Genomic DNA, 17,325 nt, shown 5'->3' on the forward strand with positions numbered 1-17,325 from the left:
CTTTTTGGCGTCATGCGCAGTGTGTTTGCCGTTAAAGCAGGTTTTCTTTTTCCACGGGACGTTTTAAACTCCACGATTATGGCCAGATTCGTTCTCAAATCCGACTATCAACCACGCGGCGATCAGCCGCAGGCCATCGACGAACTCGCTGCCGGCATCGGGCGGGGCGACCGTCACCAGGTGCTGCTCGGGGTTACCGGTTCGGGCAAGACCTTTACCATGGCCAACGTGGTGGCAAGGGTGCAGCGCCCGACCTTGGTGCTGGCCCATAACAAGACCCTGGCGGCGCAACTGTACGGAGAATTCAAGGAACTGTTTCCGGACAACGCGGTCGAATATTTTGTTTCCTACTACGATTATTACCAGCCCGAGGCCTACGTCCCCACCACCGACACCTTCATCGAAAAAGATTCCTCCATCAATGAGGAAATCGACAAGATGCGGCATAGCGCCACCCGCAGTCTGCTCAGCCGCAACGATGTGTTGATCGTCGCCTCGGTGTCCTGTATCTACGGTCTCGGTTCACCCGAAGCCTATTACGGCATGCTCATCCGTCTGGAAAAGGGCATGCAGCTTGACCGTAACAGCCTGCTCAAGCGCCTGATCGAAATCCAGTACGAGCGCAACGATATCGATTTTCACCGGGGCGCCTTCCGGGTCCGCGGTGATACGGTGGAAATTTTCCCCGCCTACGAGGAAAAACGGGCACTGCGCATTGAATTTTTCGGAGACGAGATCGACGCCATCTGCGAAATCGATCCGTTGCGCGGCAGGATTCTGGATCGGCTGGAGCGTACCACGGTGTTCCCCGCCAGCCACTATGTCGCCACCCGGCCGACCCTGGATCGGGCCATCCGCGAGATCCAGGACGAACTGCAGGAGCGCATCGTCTGGTTCCGCGGCAACGACATGCTGCTGGAGGCCCAGCGCATCGAGCAACGTACGATGTTCGACATCGAAATGATCGAGGAGATGGGCTACTGCCAGGGAATCGAGAACTATTCGCGGTTTCTCGATGGCCGCCGTGCCGGACAGCCGCCGGCGACCCTGTTCGACTATTTCCCCGATAACGCCCTGTTGTTCATCGACGAGTCGCACGTTACCGTTTCCCAGATCGGCGCCATGTACCGGGGCGACCGTTCCCGCAAGGAGACGCTGGTGCGTTACGGGTTCCGGCTGCCTTCCGCTCTCGACAACCGGCCCCTGACCTTCGAGGAATTCGAAGCCAGGGGCATCCAGACGGTCTATGTATCGGCCACGCCGGCCGATTATGAACTACGCAAGGCCGACGGGGTGGTGGTGGAACAGATTATCCGCCCTACCGGGCTGGTCGATCCGCCCATCGTCGTGCGCCCCGCCAAGGATCAGGTGGACGATCTCATCCACGAGATCCGGCATACCGTCAAACGCAACGAGCGCGTGCTGGTTACGACCCTCACCAAACGCATGGCGGAGGAACTTACCGGTTACCTCGGTGAGCTCGGCATCAAGGTGCGCTACCTGCACTCCGATATCGATACCGTGGAGCGCGTGCAGATCCTGCGTGATTTGCGCCAGGGGCTGTTCGATGTGCTGGTCGGCATCAATCTGCTGCGCGAAGGTCTCGATATTCCCGAAGTGTCGCTGGTGGCAATCCTGGATGCCGACAAGGAAGGTTTTTTGCGCTCGGAACGTTCCCTGATCCAGACCTGCGGTCGGGCCGCCCGCAATGTAGAGGGCCACGTTATCATGTACGCCGATCAGATCACCCGCTCCATGCGCAGATGTATCGACGAAACCGAACGCCGCCGCGCCGCCCAGCTGGACTACAATGCGAAGCATGGCATCACGCCGCGGACGGTCAAAAAATCGATGCGTTCCATTCTCGAGGACATCGCCGAAAAGGACTATGTCGAGCTGCCCCTGGCCGCCGAGGCGCTGGAGGATTACCACACGCCCCAGGATATAAAAGCCGAGGTCATTCGCGTCAGGGATGAAATGCTGGCGGCGGCCGCGGAGCTGGAATTCGAAAAAGCCGCGGCGCTTCGGGACCGCATGCTGGAACTGGAAAAACTCGAACTGGCGTTAAGGGGCGAGGGGTAGGAGCCGCGGGCCGGCAATTTTCAGGTTTCGCCGCCGCCTTCCTTGAGAATCCTGACCTTCACACGCGTGGTCATGATCTCGACCAATCTCCCGTTGTTCCGGGTTTTCGGCAAGGCGAGGTTGCTCGGGTTACAGGCGCAGCTTGTAGCCTCGTGCAATGAGAAACGCCGCCCACGCAAACAGGATCGCAGCCATCAGGAAAGAGACGAGAAAGGCCATATGCAGAGGAACGTCGCCAACCCCGAGGACCGCCTGGCGAAACCCGTCGATAAGGTACAGTAACGGGTTGAAGCGGGACAGTCCTTCCCAGAATGGCGGCAGGATCGAAACCGGGTAGAAAACACCGCCAAGATAGATCAGCGGTAGAATGAGAAAATTGTTGAACATCGACAAGGCGTCAAACGTATTGGCGTGAATCGCCGCCACCAGGCCGAACTGGGCGAAGAGGAAACTCGCCAAAGCGGCCATGGCCAAAGCGGCGGCCGGATGTTGCCAGGGCAGGTCGGCAAAGAAAGTCGAAATGATCAGCACCGCCGTGCCGACCAGCAGCCCGCGCAGCATGGCGGCGAGAGTATAGGCCAGAATGAACTGGGGTGCGCTGATGGGTGTGACCAGCAAATCAACAATATTGCCCAGGTAGCGGGAAATGAACAGGGATGAAGAAGTATTGGCGAAACTGTTGCTGATCACCCCCATAAGGATCAGGCCGGGAATGACGAACTGGGCATAGCTGAATCCTTCCAGCACCGAAATGCGCTCTCCAAGCGTGGCGCCGAATACGAACAGATACAGCGAGGCGGTCACGATCGGTGCCAGCAGCGTCTGGAAAGAGACCCGCAGAAAGCGTAAAACCTCCTTTTGCAGCAAGGTTGCAAAGGGAAGCCAGGCGACGAAACGTTCGGGTTGCCGGAACCGCTCCATCATTTGCCACCTGCCTGTCCGTTGTCGGGTCTTGCGCCGGTGAGATGCAGGAAGACCTCTTCGAGGCCGGGCCGCGATGTTTCGATATCTCTCACGGTCATGCCGAGATCGCCAAGGCGGCGCAACACCTCCCCTGCCCCCTGCTCTGCATCGATAACCAGGCGCAGCGCGCTTCCGTTGTCCCGCAACGCCGGACGCAGATCTGCGAGCGTCTCGGGGACCTCGTGCAACGGCTGCTCCAGGGTGACATGCAGGTATCGGCCTTCGATCCTTGCCAGCAACTGCTGCGTTTTTTCCAGGGCGATAAGGTCCCCGTGGTTCATGATGGCGATGCGCTCGCACATCTGCTCGGCCTCTTCCAGATAGTGGGTGGTCAGCAGCACCGTGACCCCTTCAGCGTTGATTTCCCGCACGAAATCCCAGAGGGTGCGCCGAAGCTCCACGTCGACACCGGCAGTTGGTTCATCAAGGATCAGCAGGCGCGGCTTGTGAATCATGGCCTTCGCGACCATGAAGCGTCGCTTGAGGCCGCCGGACAGCTTGTTCATGGACTTGTGCAGATGCGGTCCCAGACCCAGCCGCTCGATGAGCAGCTCGCACCAGTCGGCATCCCGCGGCACACCGTAATAGCCCGAATGGATCCGCAGGGCGCGGTCGATGGTGAAAAAATTGTCGGTGACGATTTCCTGGTGCATAACCCCTACCAGGCGACGGGTGAGGCGTCGTTCGGAGCGATTGTCATGCCCGAAGATCAGAACCTGGCCGCTATCGATGCGGCAAACGCCGCTGATCATGTTGATCGTGGTGCTTTTGCCTGCCCCATTGGGTCCGAGCAGACCGAATATCTCGCCGGGCTGTACCGTCAGCGACAGATTCCGCACCGCGGGCGCTCCGGCAAAAGATTTATGCAGATGTTCGATATGGAGAGCGGAAGTCATTGCGGCACTATAGCGCCAATTGGCCGCCGAAGCAATGGCACGCCCCGAAGCCAATCAGACGCTGCCGGTATCATGCGCCCCCTCGGCATGGCGGTACGGCCCGACGGGCTCCGTCACAACCTGGTTGCGGCCCAGTAATTTGGCGCGATACAGAGCCTGGTCGGCACGTACGATCAACTCCTCGGGAGTGCTCCCTGGCCTGGGGATGGCGGTTGCCACACCGACACTGACCGTGACAACAGGCAGCAGCGGCGAGGCCTGATGGGGGATCTGGAGATCCGCCACGGCAGCCCGGCAGCGCTCCCCGAGAATCCTTGCGCCGTTATCCGTATCCGGAAGGACCAGCGCGAATTCCTCCCCTCCGTAACGGGCGGCCAGGTCCCCGGGCCGGGCCACCACGGTTTCAAGTGTCCGCGCCACGCGCTGCAGGCAATCATCCCCCGCCAGATGTCCATAGTAATCGTTGTAGGCCTTGAAGTGATCGATGTCCACCATGACCAGGCTCAGGGGCCGTCCCTCCCGTTGTGCCCGTTTCCATTCCTGGTTGAGGTGATCATCGAAAAAGCGGCGGTTGGCGATGCCGGTCAGGCCGTCGGTCAGGGACAGACTTGCAAGTTTGCGGTTCGCTTCGTCCAGCTGCCGGGTACGACGCGCTACCAGCGCCTCGACGGCTGCGGTGTGCCGGGCCATCAGCCACATATACAGTGGCAGCGCCAGGGCAACCACGAGGCCGGCCAGCACGAACATCCATGGCACCACGCTCCGCCGGCTTTGAAAGTAGCCGCCGGTCGGTAGGGCCAGCAGCCGCCAGCGCATGTTGCCGAGGAGCTTGAGATCCCGCGCAAAGGACACGTCCGCGGGACGGTCCGAATGCGGCTGCTGCTGATAAGCGAACAGTTCGGTGTGGCCTCCGATGGGGTCCATGTTGACCAGGCTCGCCATAAAAAGCGACCGGAAGTCCGACCAGTCGGCGCGTTGGAGCAGCGTGGCGAAATCGAACAGGCCGACCATGACGCCGCGCAGCCGATCCCGCCGGTTCACTGCACCGGGCGAGTGAGCTTCGTAGACGGGCAGAATTCCGAGCAATCCCTCGTTCAGTTGCGGCCAGACAGTCAGGCCGGCATGGCCAGCCACCAGGACCGAGCCCTGCGCCGGTAAAGCGTCAAGCAGGCGTAAAAAGGCCGGGTCTCCGCCCAGGTCCAGCCCGATCAGCGGTTCCTGTGGAAAGGTGGTTTTCACGTGCAGGATGGGATAATGGGCACGACGCGAAGGGGCCACCCGCGGTTGGCCCTGCGCAGAGAGTTCGAACAGGCAAAAGGTCGGGTCTTCGGCCCGTATCGAGGCTTCGAAGGCTGCACGCTGCGGTGCCTCAATATAAGGGACCCACACCAATGCGCGAATCCCCGGATGCCGTGCGATGGCCTCTTCGGCTGCGGCGTGAAACTCTTTTTTTCCACCTGCCGGGAGGCGATGAAAAGGTTTTTAAAGGCGAACAGCACTTCCAGGTTCAGGTGCAGCTCCCGCTCCAGGTCCACCGCCCTGGCGTCGAGTTCATGCTGAAAATCGGAGCGCAGTTCGCGCTGTTCGAGGTGGCGCAGGCGCAAGGGAGCAAGTACCGCCAGGCTCATGCCCAGCAGTACGGTCAGCACCATCGTGAAACGCAACCCCTTGCTCATCTACCTGCCCGTTCTTATCGCTAGCGGTGTCAGTCGCGTCTTGCGGCAAATCGCGCCACAAGAATGCCGAGTTCATAAAGGACAACAAAAGGACCGGCGATCGCTGTCTGGGAAATGATGTCGGGGGGCGTCAGGATGGCGCCGATGACAAACGCCAGCAGCACCGCCAGGCGGCGCCGGCGCGCGAGCCAGATATGATCGACCAGGCCGAGACGGGCCAGGAAAAAGATAATGATCGGCAGCTCGAAGATTAGCCCAAAGGCCAGCAGCAGACGACAGGAAAGGGAAAGGTATCCGCCCATGGACAGCATGGCGCTGATGTTGCCGATGCCGGTGCCGTAGCCGATGAGAAAACGAAACACCATGGGAAAGGCAAAGCCGAAGCCAAACCAGGTGCCGATAGCGAAGCACGCGCTGCTGGCCACGACAAAGGGTACCGCCAGACGTTTTTCGCCAGGATAAAGCCCAGGCGCGACAAACGCCCATAGCTGCCAGAAAATCACCGGCAGGCTGGCAAGCAGGCCGGCCATGGCCGCCAGTTTCACATAGGTGAAGAAAGGTTCGGTCGCCTGGATAAAAACCAGGGAACTCCCGGCCGGCAGCGCCTGACGCAAAGGGGCGGAAATGATCTGGAACAAGGTCTCGGCAAAGACATAACAGATCACTGTGGCAAGCAGCCAGGCACCGCCCGACCAAATCAGACGGCGCCGCAACTCTTCAAGATGACTGACCAGGGGTTGATCAACCATGACCGGGTGAGGAATCCTTCGGCGGGCGGGGTGCATCGGAAGTGTCGCTCAAGGCGACCGGTTGGTCGACAGTGCTTTCGGGCGGCGTTTGTTGGACAGTAAACGCATCGTCCGCTTCTTCATGCAATTCGCGGGTGGCGCGCTTGAATTCGGCCAGCCCCTTGCCCAGGCCTCGGGCCAGCTCCGGAAGGCGTCGTGGCCCGAGAATGATCAGGGCCAGGGCCAAAATGAGCAGCAGTTCGGTGGGACCGATATTGAACATGCGGGAAACCTCTTTTCTTGGTCACGAAAGTCGAAAGTAGCCGATTTATCGGCGCAACCTGACAATAGCCGCAAACGCTCCGGCTGTCAAGAGAGTCGAAGCGGTAAAGGTTTGACAAACAAGGGGTTTTACACTATGATGCGCCCCATTATAACAGTGTTTACCCCCTGAAGGAAAGGGCTGCGAATGGAATCGGGACAACTCAAGGATGAAATCCGGCGTCTGGCCAAAGAGCGCAACGCGCTGATCATGGCGCATTTCTACCAGCGTGACGAAATTCAGGAGATTGCCGACGTGGCCGGTGACTCGCTGGCCATGGCGATCGAGGCGGCGCACACCGACCGACAGGTGATTGTTTTGTGTGGTGTGCATTTTATGGCGGAGAGCGCCGCCATTCTGGCACCGGGCAAAACCGTGTTGTTGCCCCGCAGCGACGCCGGATGCCCCATGGCCGACATGGTCGAGGTGGATGCATTGCGGGCCATGAAAGCCCGACTTCCCGGCCGTCCGGTGGTGACCTACGTAAACTCGAGCGCCGCGGTCAAGGCCGAGAGCGACATCTGTTGTACCAGCGCCAACGCCGTGGCGGTGGTCAATTCACTGGATGCGGCCGAGGTCATCCTGGTTCCGGATCGCAATCTGGGCCGTTACATTGCCGCGAACACCGACAAAAAGTGCTATTTCTGGGAAGGCTACTGTCCGCATCACGACCAGGTGCCCGAGGAAGACGTGCTGGCCGCCAAACAGGCCCATCCCGACGCCTTGTTCCTGGCGCATCCGGAATGCCGGCCGCAGATCCTGGCGATGGCCGATCATGTGGCCTCCACCAGCGGCATGATCGATTATGTTCGCAAAAGCCCGGCGAAAAAATTCATTCTCGGCACGGAGCAGGGTATCCTTTACCGGTTGCGCAAGGAAAACCCCGACAAGCAGTTCATCATGCCCAACAGTCTGCTCTTCTGCAAAACCATGAAATACATCACTCTCGAGGATGTGCTGGCTTGCCTGCAATCCATGTCGCCGAGGGTAACGGTTCCCCCGGAAACCGCCGACAAGGCCCGCCGGGCGCTGGAGCGCATGCTGGCGGTGCCGCGTGACTGAGCAAACCGATACATTTTTTTTACGGGACGGGGCGCAGTTGCAGCGCCCCTCTCTTTTTGAAGCATGAAACCTGCTGACCTCCATATGGACCGGCATCCGGCCCTGGAAGAATTATCTCGCGCCCTGAACGATGTGCCCCGTGCCGAGCTGCTCGGCATGACCGGCAGCAGCAGCGCCTTTGTGCTGGCGCGTCTGCTGGCCGATAGCCCTGAGCCGCTACTGATTCTTGCCGCCAGCCCGGAACAGGCCACCCGCATGGCGGCCGATCTTGGTTTCTACCTCGGCAATCCCGGCCAGGTTGTCTGCCTCCCGCATTGGGAAATGCGTCCCTATGAAGCCCTGCTGCCTCATCCAGGGGTGGAGGCAGCACGACTGGCGGCGCTGGCGGTCCTCGCCGACGGGCGTGCCCGGGCTCTGGTGCTGACCGTGCGCTCAGCCATGCAACGGGTTATGCCGCGTCCCATTCTGGCCCGCTTGCGCGGCTGCCTGCGGGAAAACGAGCACCATCCCCGGGAAACGCTGTTGTCGCGCCTTGCCGACCTTGGTTACCATCCCGTACCGCTGGTGGAGGATCCCGGCACCTTTTCGGTGCGCGGCGATCTTCTGGATCTTTTTCCCCCGGCTTCCAGGGAACCGGTGCGCATCGAGTTTTTCGGCGACCAGATCGAGCGCATGCGCCCCTTCGATCCGATCAGCCAACGTTCGCGCGGCGAGAAAATCCCGGCGCTGGAACTGCTGCCCGCGCGGGAAATGATCCTGGCCGGCGAGTACCTGGACAATTTCGCGCGCAACCTCAAGCAGCGCGCCGACAGTCTGGGGCTTGCCCGCCCCCTTAGAGAAGCCCTTCTGGAAGAGGCGCGCGAGGGCTTGCTGGGACCGGGGCACAGCTTTCTTATGCCGCTGTGCTACAACGGTCTGGACAGTATCTTTGATTATGCGCTGCCCGGCGGACGGCTGGTGTGCCTCGATCCGTCGGCCATCGCCCAGGAGAAAGACCATCTCGACGATGAGGTTCGCGAGGGCGAAGCCCGTCTGGCGGACCGCGGCGAACTGTACCTGCCGGGAGAGGCTCTGTACCTGACAGGCGATGAGATGGATCGTCGGTTGCGGGGCATGCCACGTCTCGACATCCCTTCCATGCGGCTGTATCACCTGGAAGAGGCGCCTGTGCAGCTGGTGTTTCGCACCGATGGCAACGCCGACCTGCGCAGCCGGCAACAGCAGGATGGCGGCCTCGCCGCGCAGCTGGCCGACCGCATACTCGCCTGGCAACAGGACGCCTGGCGCCTGCTGCTGGTCTGTCATCAACAGGGGCAGGCCGATCGCCTGCGGTCCCTGCTGGCGGGTCGCGGTCTGGATCTGCCGCTGCTGCCGGATGTTGCGGTTTCCGCTCTGCGGCCCGGGCACCCGGTGATTACCCTGGGCGATCTGTCTGTTGGCTTCCGTCTGCCTGAGGAACGGCTTGCGGTGGTCACCGAAGAAGAGATTTTCGGCCAGCGCACCCGCCGCAGCGGGGCCGCCGAGGCGCGGGCCAAAGCGCGCCTGTCCTCTCTGGCCGAACTGCGCGAAGGTGATCTGGTGGTGCATGCCGATCACGGAATCGGTCGCTACCAGGGGTTGCGGCATCTGTGCCTGCAGGGAGCCGAGGGGGATTTCCTGCACCTGGAATATGCCGGCAAGGACCGCCTGTATCTGCCGGTGGAGCGCATCGAGAAGATTCAGAAGTATGTCGGGGTTGAGGGTGCCGCGCCGCGCCTTGACCGCATGGGCGGAGGCGCCTGGGAAAAAGCCAGGCTCAAGGCCCGCGCGGCGGTCGAGGAGCTGGCCCGCGAACTGCTGCAGATCTACGCACGGCGCGAAATGCACGAGGGCTTCCGTTTTTCGCCACCGGATGCCATGTTCCGGGAATTCGAGGCCGCTTTTCCTTACGAGGAAACCCCCGATCAGCTGGCTGCGATCAACGAGGTGCTGGCGGATATGCAGGCGCCGCGCCCCATGGACCGGGTCATCTGTGGGGACGTCGGCTACGGAAAGACCGAAGTCGCCATCCGCGCCGCCTACAAAGCGGCACTGGACGGTAAACAGGTCGCGGTGCTGGTGCCAACCACGATTCTGGCCCGCCAGCATGGCCAGACCTTCGCCGAGCGCCTGGAAAATGCGCCGGTTTCCGTCGCTTCCCTGTCGCGGCTGAACAGCGCCGCCGACCAGAAACAGATTCTGGCGCGGACCGCCGACGGCAAGATCGATATCCTCATCGGCACGCACCGGCTGCTGCAGCGCGATGTGCGCTTTAAAAACCTGGGGTTGCTGATTGTCGACGAGGAGCAGCGTTTCGGCGTCACTCACAAAGAGAGGCTGAAAAAACTGCGGGCCGAAGTCGATCTGCTGACATTGACCGCTACCCCTATTCCCAGAACCCTGCATATGAGCCTGCTGGGGCTGCGCGATCTGTCGGTCATCGATACGCCGCCTGTCGACCGCCAGGCGATCCGCACCTATGTCAGCCGTTTCGACGACGACCTGATCCGTCAGGCGATCCTCAACGAGCTGCGCCGCGGCGGCCAGGTGTTCTTCGTTCATAACCGCGTCCAGAGCATCGGTGCCATGGCCGAATTTCTCCAGAATCTGGTTCCCGAGGCGAAAATCGCCGTCGGCCACGGCCAGATGACCGAAAAGGCACTGGAAACGGTCATGATGGATTTTATTGAAGGCAGGACCAACGTGCTGGTCTGCAGCACCATCATTGAAAACGGCCTGGACATTCCGCGGGTCAACACCATTATCGTCAACCGGGCCGACTGTTTTGGTCTGGCTCAGCTTTATCAGTTGCGCGGCCGGGTCGGACGTTCCCATGTCCGCGCCTATGCCTATCTGCTGATCCCCGGAGAAAGCGCCCTGACCCATGAGGCCCGCGAGCGGCTGCGGGTGCTCACCGAACTGACCGAACTCGGTGCCGGATTCCGCATCGCCAGCCACGATCTGGAACTGCGTGGCGCCGGCGACCTGCTCGGTCCCAAACAATCCGGACAGATTGCCGCCATCGGTTTCGAGATGTATGCCGAACTGCTGGAGGACACTATCGCCGAACTCAAGGGCCAGCAGCGCGAAAACCGCATCGATCCGGAAATCCGCCTCGGCCTTTCCGCGTTTTTTCCGGAAAAATATCTTCCCGATCCCAACCAGCGGCTGGTGTTTTACAAGCAATTGGCCTGCGCCGAGGATGAAGCTTCGCTCTACGCCCTGGCCGATGAACTGCGCGACCGTTTCGGAGCTTTGCCCGACCCGGCTTTGCTGCTTCTGGAGGTCATGAAGTTGCGGGTCATGCTCAAGCAGCTGCGCATTCTCTCCGCCGATTATGACGGGCACTCTCTGACTCTGGCTTTTGCGGAAGACACCCCTGTGGCTCCTGAAAAAATCATCGCCTTGCTGGATCGGGATGCCAGAAAATACAGCTTTTCACCCGATTTCCGTCTTGCGGTACGGCTCGGGCGAATCCCTGCCGAGGGGGCTCTCGATGAAGCCAGAAAGGCGTTGCATGGCCTTGTTTAGCTATGTTAGCGTTTGCAGCCTGATGCGCTCCGGGTCATGCCGGTCGCCCTTTCCCTGTCGGATGAGCCGATGAAATCTGTTGCATTTGCCAGGCACGCCGTTCGCGGGAATCCCTGCCGGGGGTTTTACGCCCTTGCCCTGTTGTTTTTTTTGCTGCCGGCGGCCTGCAGCAGTCCGGAAAAGCTGCCTTCCCAGGTGCTGTTGACGGTTAACGACCGCACGGTTTCGCTGGAGCGGTTTCAGCATGAGTTCGAGCAGCTTCTGCCCAGGGACCGCGCTCTTCCGGAACAGGAGGAGCAGGCCCTGAGACGATCCTTTCTGGCGCAACTGATCGACCACCAGTTGCTACTGGGCGAAGCCGCCAACCTGCATCTGAGCGTTTCCGCCCGGGAGTTGGGGAAAGCGGTGCAAAACCATCTTGGTCAATATCCGCCCGGCGAATTTGAACGGACACTGGCCAAAAAGGGTCTTTCGGCCGATGCGTGGAAACAGTTGCTGCAGGAAGAGCTGCTGGTCGAAAAAGTGCTGCAGCGGATGATCAGAGACAAGATCAAGGTCGACGAAACAGACATTTCCGCTTACTTCGAGGCCAACCGGCAGAGTTTTTCACGTCCCGAACAGGTAAGGGCCCGGCAGATTACCGTTGCGGATGAGACCCAGGGTCGCAAGGTCCTCGGGATGTTGCGCCAGGGCCTGCCTTTTGACGAAGCGGCGCGTCGTTATTCCGTTTCCCCCGATGCCGCACAGGGCGGAGATCTCGGGCTTTTCGCACGGGGTGAAATGCCCGAAGCATTTGATGCCGCGGTATTCGGTCTGCCTGTTGGTCATGTCAGCGATCTGGTCAAAACCGAGTATGGCTACCACATTTTCCTGGTCGAGGCGCATCGGCCCCCTTCGCAGCCCGCGCTGGAAACGGTACGCCAGGAGATCGTCGCCCTGCTGAGTCGGCAACAGGAAGAACGTCTGTATCAGGAATGGCTGCAGACCCTGCGGCAAAAGGCCTCTATTGAAGTCGACTGGGCCTTGTTGTAACCTGTTTTCTGCTGAATCTTCCGAAACAAGACACCCTGAACCCATTGCGAGGAACGGCACTCATGAAACATTTTTTTCTTATAGCCGCCGCGCTGATGCTGGCCGCTACGCCGCTGGCGGCCGAAACCATCAGCCGCATTGCCGCGATTGTCAACCAGGACATCATCACCACCGCCCAGCTTGATCGGGAAGTCGACACTCTGCTCGCCGCCGAGGGCCAGGACGAGGTTTCGGCAACCCAGAGGGACGCGCTGCGCGGCAAGATCCTCGACAAAATGATCGAGGATCTGCTGCTTCGCCAGCGCATCGAAAAGCTCGGCCTGCGGGTCTCGGAGCAGGACATAGAGCAGGCGATCAACGATGTTCAGGCACAGAACAATATCACCCGCGAACAACTCCAGGAGGCGCTGGTCGCCCAGGGAATGACGTTTGAGACATATCGCGAGCGCCTGCGCCAGCAGTTGCTCAATTTCAAGCTTGTCGGCCGGGAGATCCAGGGCCAGGTCGAGGTCACCAATGCGGAAATGCGCGATTACTATCGCGCCCATATGGAGGATTTTCGCACCGAACCCTATATCCGCCTGAGCCGCATGACCTTCCGACTCACCGCCGGGCACGGTTTCGCGGAGGTCGAGGCCATGCGCGGCAGAGCCGAAGCGGCCCGCAACGAGCTGCTTGAGGGGAAGGATTTCCATGAGATCCTGATGCAGCATGCCACGACCCCCGGGGTGGATGGCGGCGATATGGGGGAGATCCCCGAAGGCACCCTGAGCGACAGCTTTAACCGGGCAGTCAGTGACCTTTCGGCTGGCCAGGTTTCCGGCGTCATCGAAACCGCCGAGGGATTCCATATCCTGCGCCTGGAAGAACGCAGCACCGGCGAAACCCGCACCTTCGAATCGGTCAGGGACCAGATCAGAGACAAGCTGCTGGAAGACAAACGCGCCTCAGCCCTTTCCGAGTGGACCCGGAATCTGCGTGACAGTGCCGATATCGAGAAACGTCTGTGAGCGTCATGCGCCAGCCCTTGATCCTGACCATGGGCGATCCGACGGGTGTCGGTCCGGAAATTATCGCGAGGGCCTGGCTCGAAGGTCATTTCGAGACGGTAAATCGTCCCCTGCTGACAGCCGGGGACCCGGGGATTCTGCACCGGGCGGCCTGCCTGTATGATGCCGACTGCGTTCTGACCGAAAGCCGCGAGGGACCGGCCAGCCACATGCTGGTTGGCAAGGGCCGGCGGATGGCGATCCGCGCCCTGTCGCGCCTGCCTGCCGGGCAGCTGGTCGCTGGCCGGCCGGATGCGGCCTGCGGTCGGGCCATGCTCGATTACATCACCTGGGCCTGCGACCGCTGCCTTGCCGGGGAGGCGGCAGCCATGATCACAGGGCCCATCAACAAGCAGGCGATTCTGGCCGCCGGTTGCGACGCGCCCGGTCACACCGAGCTGCTGGCCCGCCGCTGCAAGGTCGACAAGGTGGTGATGATGCTCGGCGGCAGCCGCCTCAAGGTCTGCCTGGTCACGACCCATCTGGCCATCAGGGATGTCCCCGCGGCGCTGAATCGTGACGAAATTCTTTCCACCATACGTATTGCCGATGCTGCCTTCCGCCGCTTTTTCGCTTGCTCCCGGCCGCGTCTGGCAGTGCTGGCCCTCAATCCCCATGCCGGGGAAGGCGGCCGTTTCGGCGACGAGGAATCCCGCATCATCGCCCCGGCCATCGACGCGGCGCGCCGCCTTGGCATCAGCGCCAGCGGCCCCCACAGTGCCGATGCCCTGTTCCATTTCGCCGTTCGCGGCGACTACGACGCGGTCATCTGCATGTATCACGACCAGGGGCTGATTCCGCTGAAGCTGCTGCATTTCGAGGACGGCGTCAATACGACGCTGGGCCTGCCCATCATCCGCACCTCGGTCGACCACGGCACGGCCTACGATCTGGCCGGCACCGGCAAGGCGGATTGCCGCAGTCTGGTCGAGGCGGTGAAAATGGCCGCCCGGATGGCCCCTGCGGGGCTGTAACCGCCCGCCTTGCGGCTGTGCCGGCAGCCCTGCGTGTCCGCCCATTTCGGGTGAGTGCCGCAGGTGGGCCGCCGATGGCAAACACATGGGTTTGCCCCTGCGGGGTTTCACCTCCGGACGAATCGATGGACGTATTATGAGCAAAACCATCATCATCAAAGGCGCCTGCGAGCATAACCTCAAGGGCATCGACGTCACCATCCCTCGGGACAAGCTGGTGGTGATCACCGGCGTGTCCGGATCGGGCAAGAGCACCCTGGCCTTCGACACACTGTATGCCGAGGGCCAGCGACGCTACGTGGAGAGCCTTTCGGCCTATGCCCGGCAGTTTCTCGAACAGATGTCCAAGCCCGACGTTGAAAGCATCGAGGGTTTGTCTCCGGCCATTTCCATCGAGCAGAAAACCACCTCCAAAAATCCGCGTTCCACCGTCGGCACCGTTACCGAGATCTACGATTACCTGCGGCTGCTGTTCGCCCGCGTCGGCCGTATCCACTGCCACGGTTGCGGCAAGGAGATCGCCTCCTGGACGGTGCAGCAGATGGTCGACCGTATCATGACCCTGCCGGAAAATACCCGACTGCTGCTGCTGGCTCCTATCGTGCGTGGCCGCAAGGGCGAATATCGCAAGGAGATGCGTCAGCTGCAGGCCGACGGTTTCGTGCGCATCCGTATCGATGGTGAGATGCGGGAACTCGGCGAGGACATCGTCCTGGATAAAAATAAAAAGCATACACTGGAGGTGGTGGTCGACCGTCTGGTGATGCGTCCCGGCATCGAAAGCCGCCTGGCCGATTCGCTTGAAACCGCCCTGCGCCTGGCCGGTGGCATTGTGCGGGTGGAGGAGGTCGACGGAGAAAGCCGCCTGTTTTCCGAGCAGCATGCCTGCGCCGATTGCGGCATCTCCTATCCGGAAATCACGCCGCGCATGTTCTCCTTCAACAATCCCTACGGGGCGTGCCCGGACTGTTCGGGGCTCGGTACGCGGATGTATTTCGATCCCGAGGAGGTGGTTCCCAACCCGGAGCTTTCTCTGCGCGAAGGCGCCGTGGTGCCCTGGGAGACCCGCACCGGTTTTTACTACCATCAGCTGCTGGAAGCACTGGCCGACCATTACGGGTTCGACATCAATACCCCTTTTGCCCGCCTGCCGGAGCGCATACGCCAGATTCTGCTGTACGGCTCGGGCAAGGAACAGGTGCGTTTTTTTTACGATCAGGGCGAGCGGCGCCACTATTTCGAGAAGCCCTTCGAGGGGATTATCCCCAATCTGGAGCGGCGCTACCGTGAATCCGACTCGGACCGCGTGCGGGAAAACCTCGAACGCTTCATGAACGTCATGCCCTGCCCGACCTGCCAGGGTGCGCGTCTGCGTCCGGAATCCCTGTTTGTGCGGGTCGGCGGCAGCAACATTCAGGAAGTCTGCGCCCTCTCCATCCATGAGGCTGAGCGTTTTTTCGCGGAACTGCGCCTGACCGACAAGGAATTCGAGATCGCCCGCCGGATTCTGAAGGAGATCCGTGAGCGGCTGTCGTTTCTGACCTATGTGGGACTCGACTACCTGAGCCTGGACCGGGCTTCGGGCACCCTGTCGGGCGGCGAGGGGCAACGAATCCGCCTGGCCACCCAGGTCGGCTCGGCGCTGGTCGGGGTGCTGTATATCCTCGACGAACCGTCCATCGGCCTGCATCAGAGGGACAACCGCCGTCTCATCGATACCCTCAAGCGGCTGCGCGATCTGGGCAATACGGTGCTGGTGGTGGAGCACGATGAAGAGACCATTCTCGAAGCGGATCATGTCATCGACATGGGGCCGGGCGCCGGGGTCCACGGCGGCGAGATTGTCTCCCAGGGCACGCCGCAGGAAATCCTCGACGATCCCTCTTCCCTTACCGGCCGCTACCTGTCCGGCGCCCTGACCATTCCCCTGCCGGCGGAACGCCGCCGCGGCGAACGCAGTCTGCGGATTGTCGGAGCGCGGGAAAACAACCTCAAAGGCATCGATGCCGCCATCCCCCTGGGGGTGATGACCTGCGTCACCGGGGTATCGGGCTCCGGAAAGTCGACTTTGATCATCGACACCCTGTTCAAGGCCCTGTCCCAGCGACTCTACCGCTCCCGCGACAAGGCCGGCAGGGTCGACGACATCCGCGGGCTGGAGCATCTCGACAAGGTTATCGACATCGACCAGTCGCCCATCGGCCGCACGCCGCGTTCCAATCCGGCGACCTACAGTGGCGTTTTTACAGAGATTCGCGACCTGTTTGCCCAGTTGCCGGAGGCCAAACTGCGCGGCTACAAGCCGGGGCGGTTTTCCTTCAACGTCAAGGGCGGCCGCTGCGAAGCCTGTCAGGGCGAGGGGATCCTCAAGATCGAAATGCATTTCCTGCCGGATGTCTATGTGCAGTGCGAGGTCTGCAAGGGCGCGCGCTACAATCGCGAGACTCTCGAAGTGCGCTACAAGGGCAAGAACATTGCGGAAGTGCTCGACATGACAGTCAACCAGGCCCTGGTTTTCATGGAAAACATTCCCCGCATCCGCAACAAGCTGGAAATGCTGCGCGATGTGGGCCTGGGCTACATCAAGCTGGGGCAGAGTGCCACCACCCTTTCGGGGGGGGAAGCGCAGCGGGTCAAGCTGGCCAAGGAGCTGGGCAAGCGTGGTACCGGCCGCACCATTTACATTCTTGACGAACCGACCACCGGCCTGCATTTTGCCGATATCCACAAATTGCTGGACGTGCTGCACCGGCTGGTCGATGCCGGCAATACGGTGGTCGTCATCGAGCATAACCTCGACGTCATCAAGACCGCCGATCACATCATCGATCTGGGTCCGGAAGGTGGCAGTCGCGGTGGCGAGATCGTGGTCTGCGGAACGCCGGAAGACGTGGCGCGCTGTTCCGCCTCCTATACCGGGCGCTATCTGCGGCCTTACCTCAACCTGTAATCCGGGCTTGTGTCGCATCCGACTTCTGATGCTTGCCTATCG

The 17,325-nt window shown here is 61.2% G+C and carries 13 protein-coding genes; 8 read left to right on the top strand and 5 right to left on the bottom strand.

The window, feature by feature from the left end:
• Positions 1 to 78: 78 nt before the first annotated feature.
• Positions 79 to 2,082 (top strand): excinuclease ABC subunit UvrB, encoded by a 2,004-nt coding sequence (gene uvrB / locus A6070_RS00765; protein WP_072288062.1) that lies wholly within the window; start codon positions 79 to 81, stop codon positions 2,080 to 2,082.
• Positions 2,083 to 2,211: 129 nt separating this feature from the next.
• On the opposite strand, the gene A6070_RS00770 is transcribed toward uvrB, so the two are convergent.
• Genes A6070_RS00770 through A6070_RS00780 form a run of 3 tightly spaced genes read right to left on the bottom strand, consistent with a single transcriptional unit; the run spans position 2,212 to position 5,330 of the window.
• Positions 2,212 to 3,006 carry an ABC transporter permease gene (locus A6070_RS00770; protein WP_072286618.1) on the bottom strand — a complete coding sequence of 265 codons (795 nt, stop codon included), beginning with the start codon at positions 3,004 to 3,006 and terminating at the stop codon, positions 2,212 to 2,214.
• Positions 3,003 to 3,995: an ABC transporter ATP-binding protein gene (locus A6070_RS00775; RefSeq protein ID WP_235605481.1), complete on the bottom strand. Its 993-nt coding sequence runs from the start codon at positions 3,993 to 3,995 to the stop codon at positions 3,003 to 3,005. Before A6070_RS00775 ends, A6070_RS00770 begins: the two co-directional genes overlap by 4 nt.
• Positions 3,996 to 5,330: a GGDEF domain-containing protein gene (locus A6070_RS00780; protein WP_236718934.1), complete on the bottom strand. Its 1,335-nt coding sequence runs from the start codon at positions 5,328 to 5,330 to the stop codon at positions 3,996 to 3,998.
• A gap of 2 nt (positions 5,331 to 5,332) precedes the next feature.
• Here A6070_RS00780 and A6070_RS15860 point away from each other — a divergent pair, with 2 nt between their 5' ends.
• On the top strand, positions 5,333 to 5,641 hold the full coding sequence (locus tag A6070_RS15860; protein WP_072501919.1) for a hypothetical protein: 309 nt from the start codon (positions 5,333 to 5,335) through the stop codon (positions 5,639 to 5,641).
• Positions 5,642 to 5,646: 5 nt separating this feature from the next.
• Here A6070_RS15860 and tatC read toward each other — a convergent pair whose 3' ends face one another.
• Both tatC and A6070_RS16625 read right to left on the bottom strand, forming a co-directional pair.
• Positions 5,647 to 6,366, bottom strand: coding sequence for a twin-arginine translocase subunit TatC (gene tatC / locus A6070_RS00790; RefSeq protein ID WP_072286620.1), 720 nt, complete (start codon positions 6,364 to 6,366; stop codon positions 5,647 to 5,649).
• Positions 6,359 to 6,628, bottom strand: a complete 270-nt coding sequence (locus A6070_RS16625; RefSeq protein ID WP_072286621.1) for a twin-arginine translocase TatA/TatE family subunit — start codon at positions 6,626 to 6,628, stop codon at positions 6,359 to 6,361. The genes tatC and A6070_RS16625 overlap by 8 nt, the downstream gene beginning before the upstream one ends.
• A 186-nt stretch (positions 6,629 to 6,814) precedes the next feature.
• Between A6070_RS16625 and nadA the strand changes: the two genes are divergently transcribed.
• The 6 genes from nadA to uvrA all read left to right on the top strand — a co-directional run bounded on the left by nadA (position 6,815) and on the right by uvrA (position 17,283).
• Positions 6,815 to 7,729, top strand: coding sequence for a quinolinate synthase NadA (gene nadA / locus A6070_RS00800; protein WP_072286622.1), 915 nt, complete (start codon positions 6,815 to 6,817; stop codon positions 7,727 to 7,729).
• Positions 7,730 to 7,792: 63 nt separating this feature from the next.
• Positions 7,793 to 11,278 carry a transcription-repair coupling factor gene (mfd, locus tag A6070_RS00805; protein WP_072286623.1) on the top strand — a complete coding sequence of 1,162 codons (3,486 nt, stop codon included), beginning with the start codon at positions 7,793 to 7,795 and terminating at the stop codon, positions 11,276 to 11,278.
• 69 nt (positions 11,279 to 11,347) lie between these two features.
• Positions 11,348 to 12,310: a peptidylprolyl isomerase gene (locus A6070_RS00810; RefSeq protein WP_158513995.1), complete on the top strand. Its 963-nt coding sequence runs from the start codon at positions 11,348 to 11,350 to the stop codon at positions 12,308 to 12,310.
• Between the two features lie 62 nt (positions 12,311 to 12,372).
• The gene (locus A6070_RS00815; protein WP_072286625.1) at positions 12,373 to 13,320 is read left to right on the top strand and encodes a SurA N-terminal domain-containing protein; all 948 of its coding nucleotides are present in this window, start codon (positions 12,373 to 12,375) and stop codon (positions 13,318 to 13,320) included.
• Positions 13,321 to 13,325: 5 nt separating this feature from the next.
• Positions 13,326 to 14,333, top strand: coding sequence for a 4-hydroxythreonine-4-phosphate dehydrogenase PdxA (gene pdxA, locus A6070_RS00820; protein ID WP_072288064.1), 1,008 nt, complete (start codon positions 13,326 to 13,328; stop codon positions 14,331 to 14,333).
• A 136-nt stretch (positions 14,334 to 14,469) separates the two neighbouring features.
• Positions 14,470 to 17,283, top strand: a complete 2,814-nt coding sequence (gene uvrA, locus A6070_RS00825) for an excinuclease ABC subunit UvrA (protein WP_072288065.1) — start codon at positions 14,470 to 14,472, stop codon at positions 17,281 to 17,283.
• Positions 17,284 to 17,325: the final 42 nt, after the last annotated feature.

It is taken from the genome of Syntrophotalea acetylenica (assembly GCF_001888165.1).
GTDB classification, from domain to species: Bacteria; Desulfobacterota; Desulfuromonadia; order Desulfuromonadales; family Syntrophotaleaceae; genus Syntrophotalea; species Syntrophotalea acetylenica.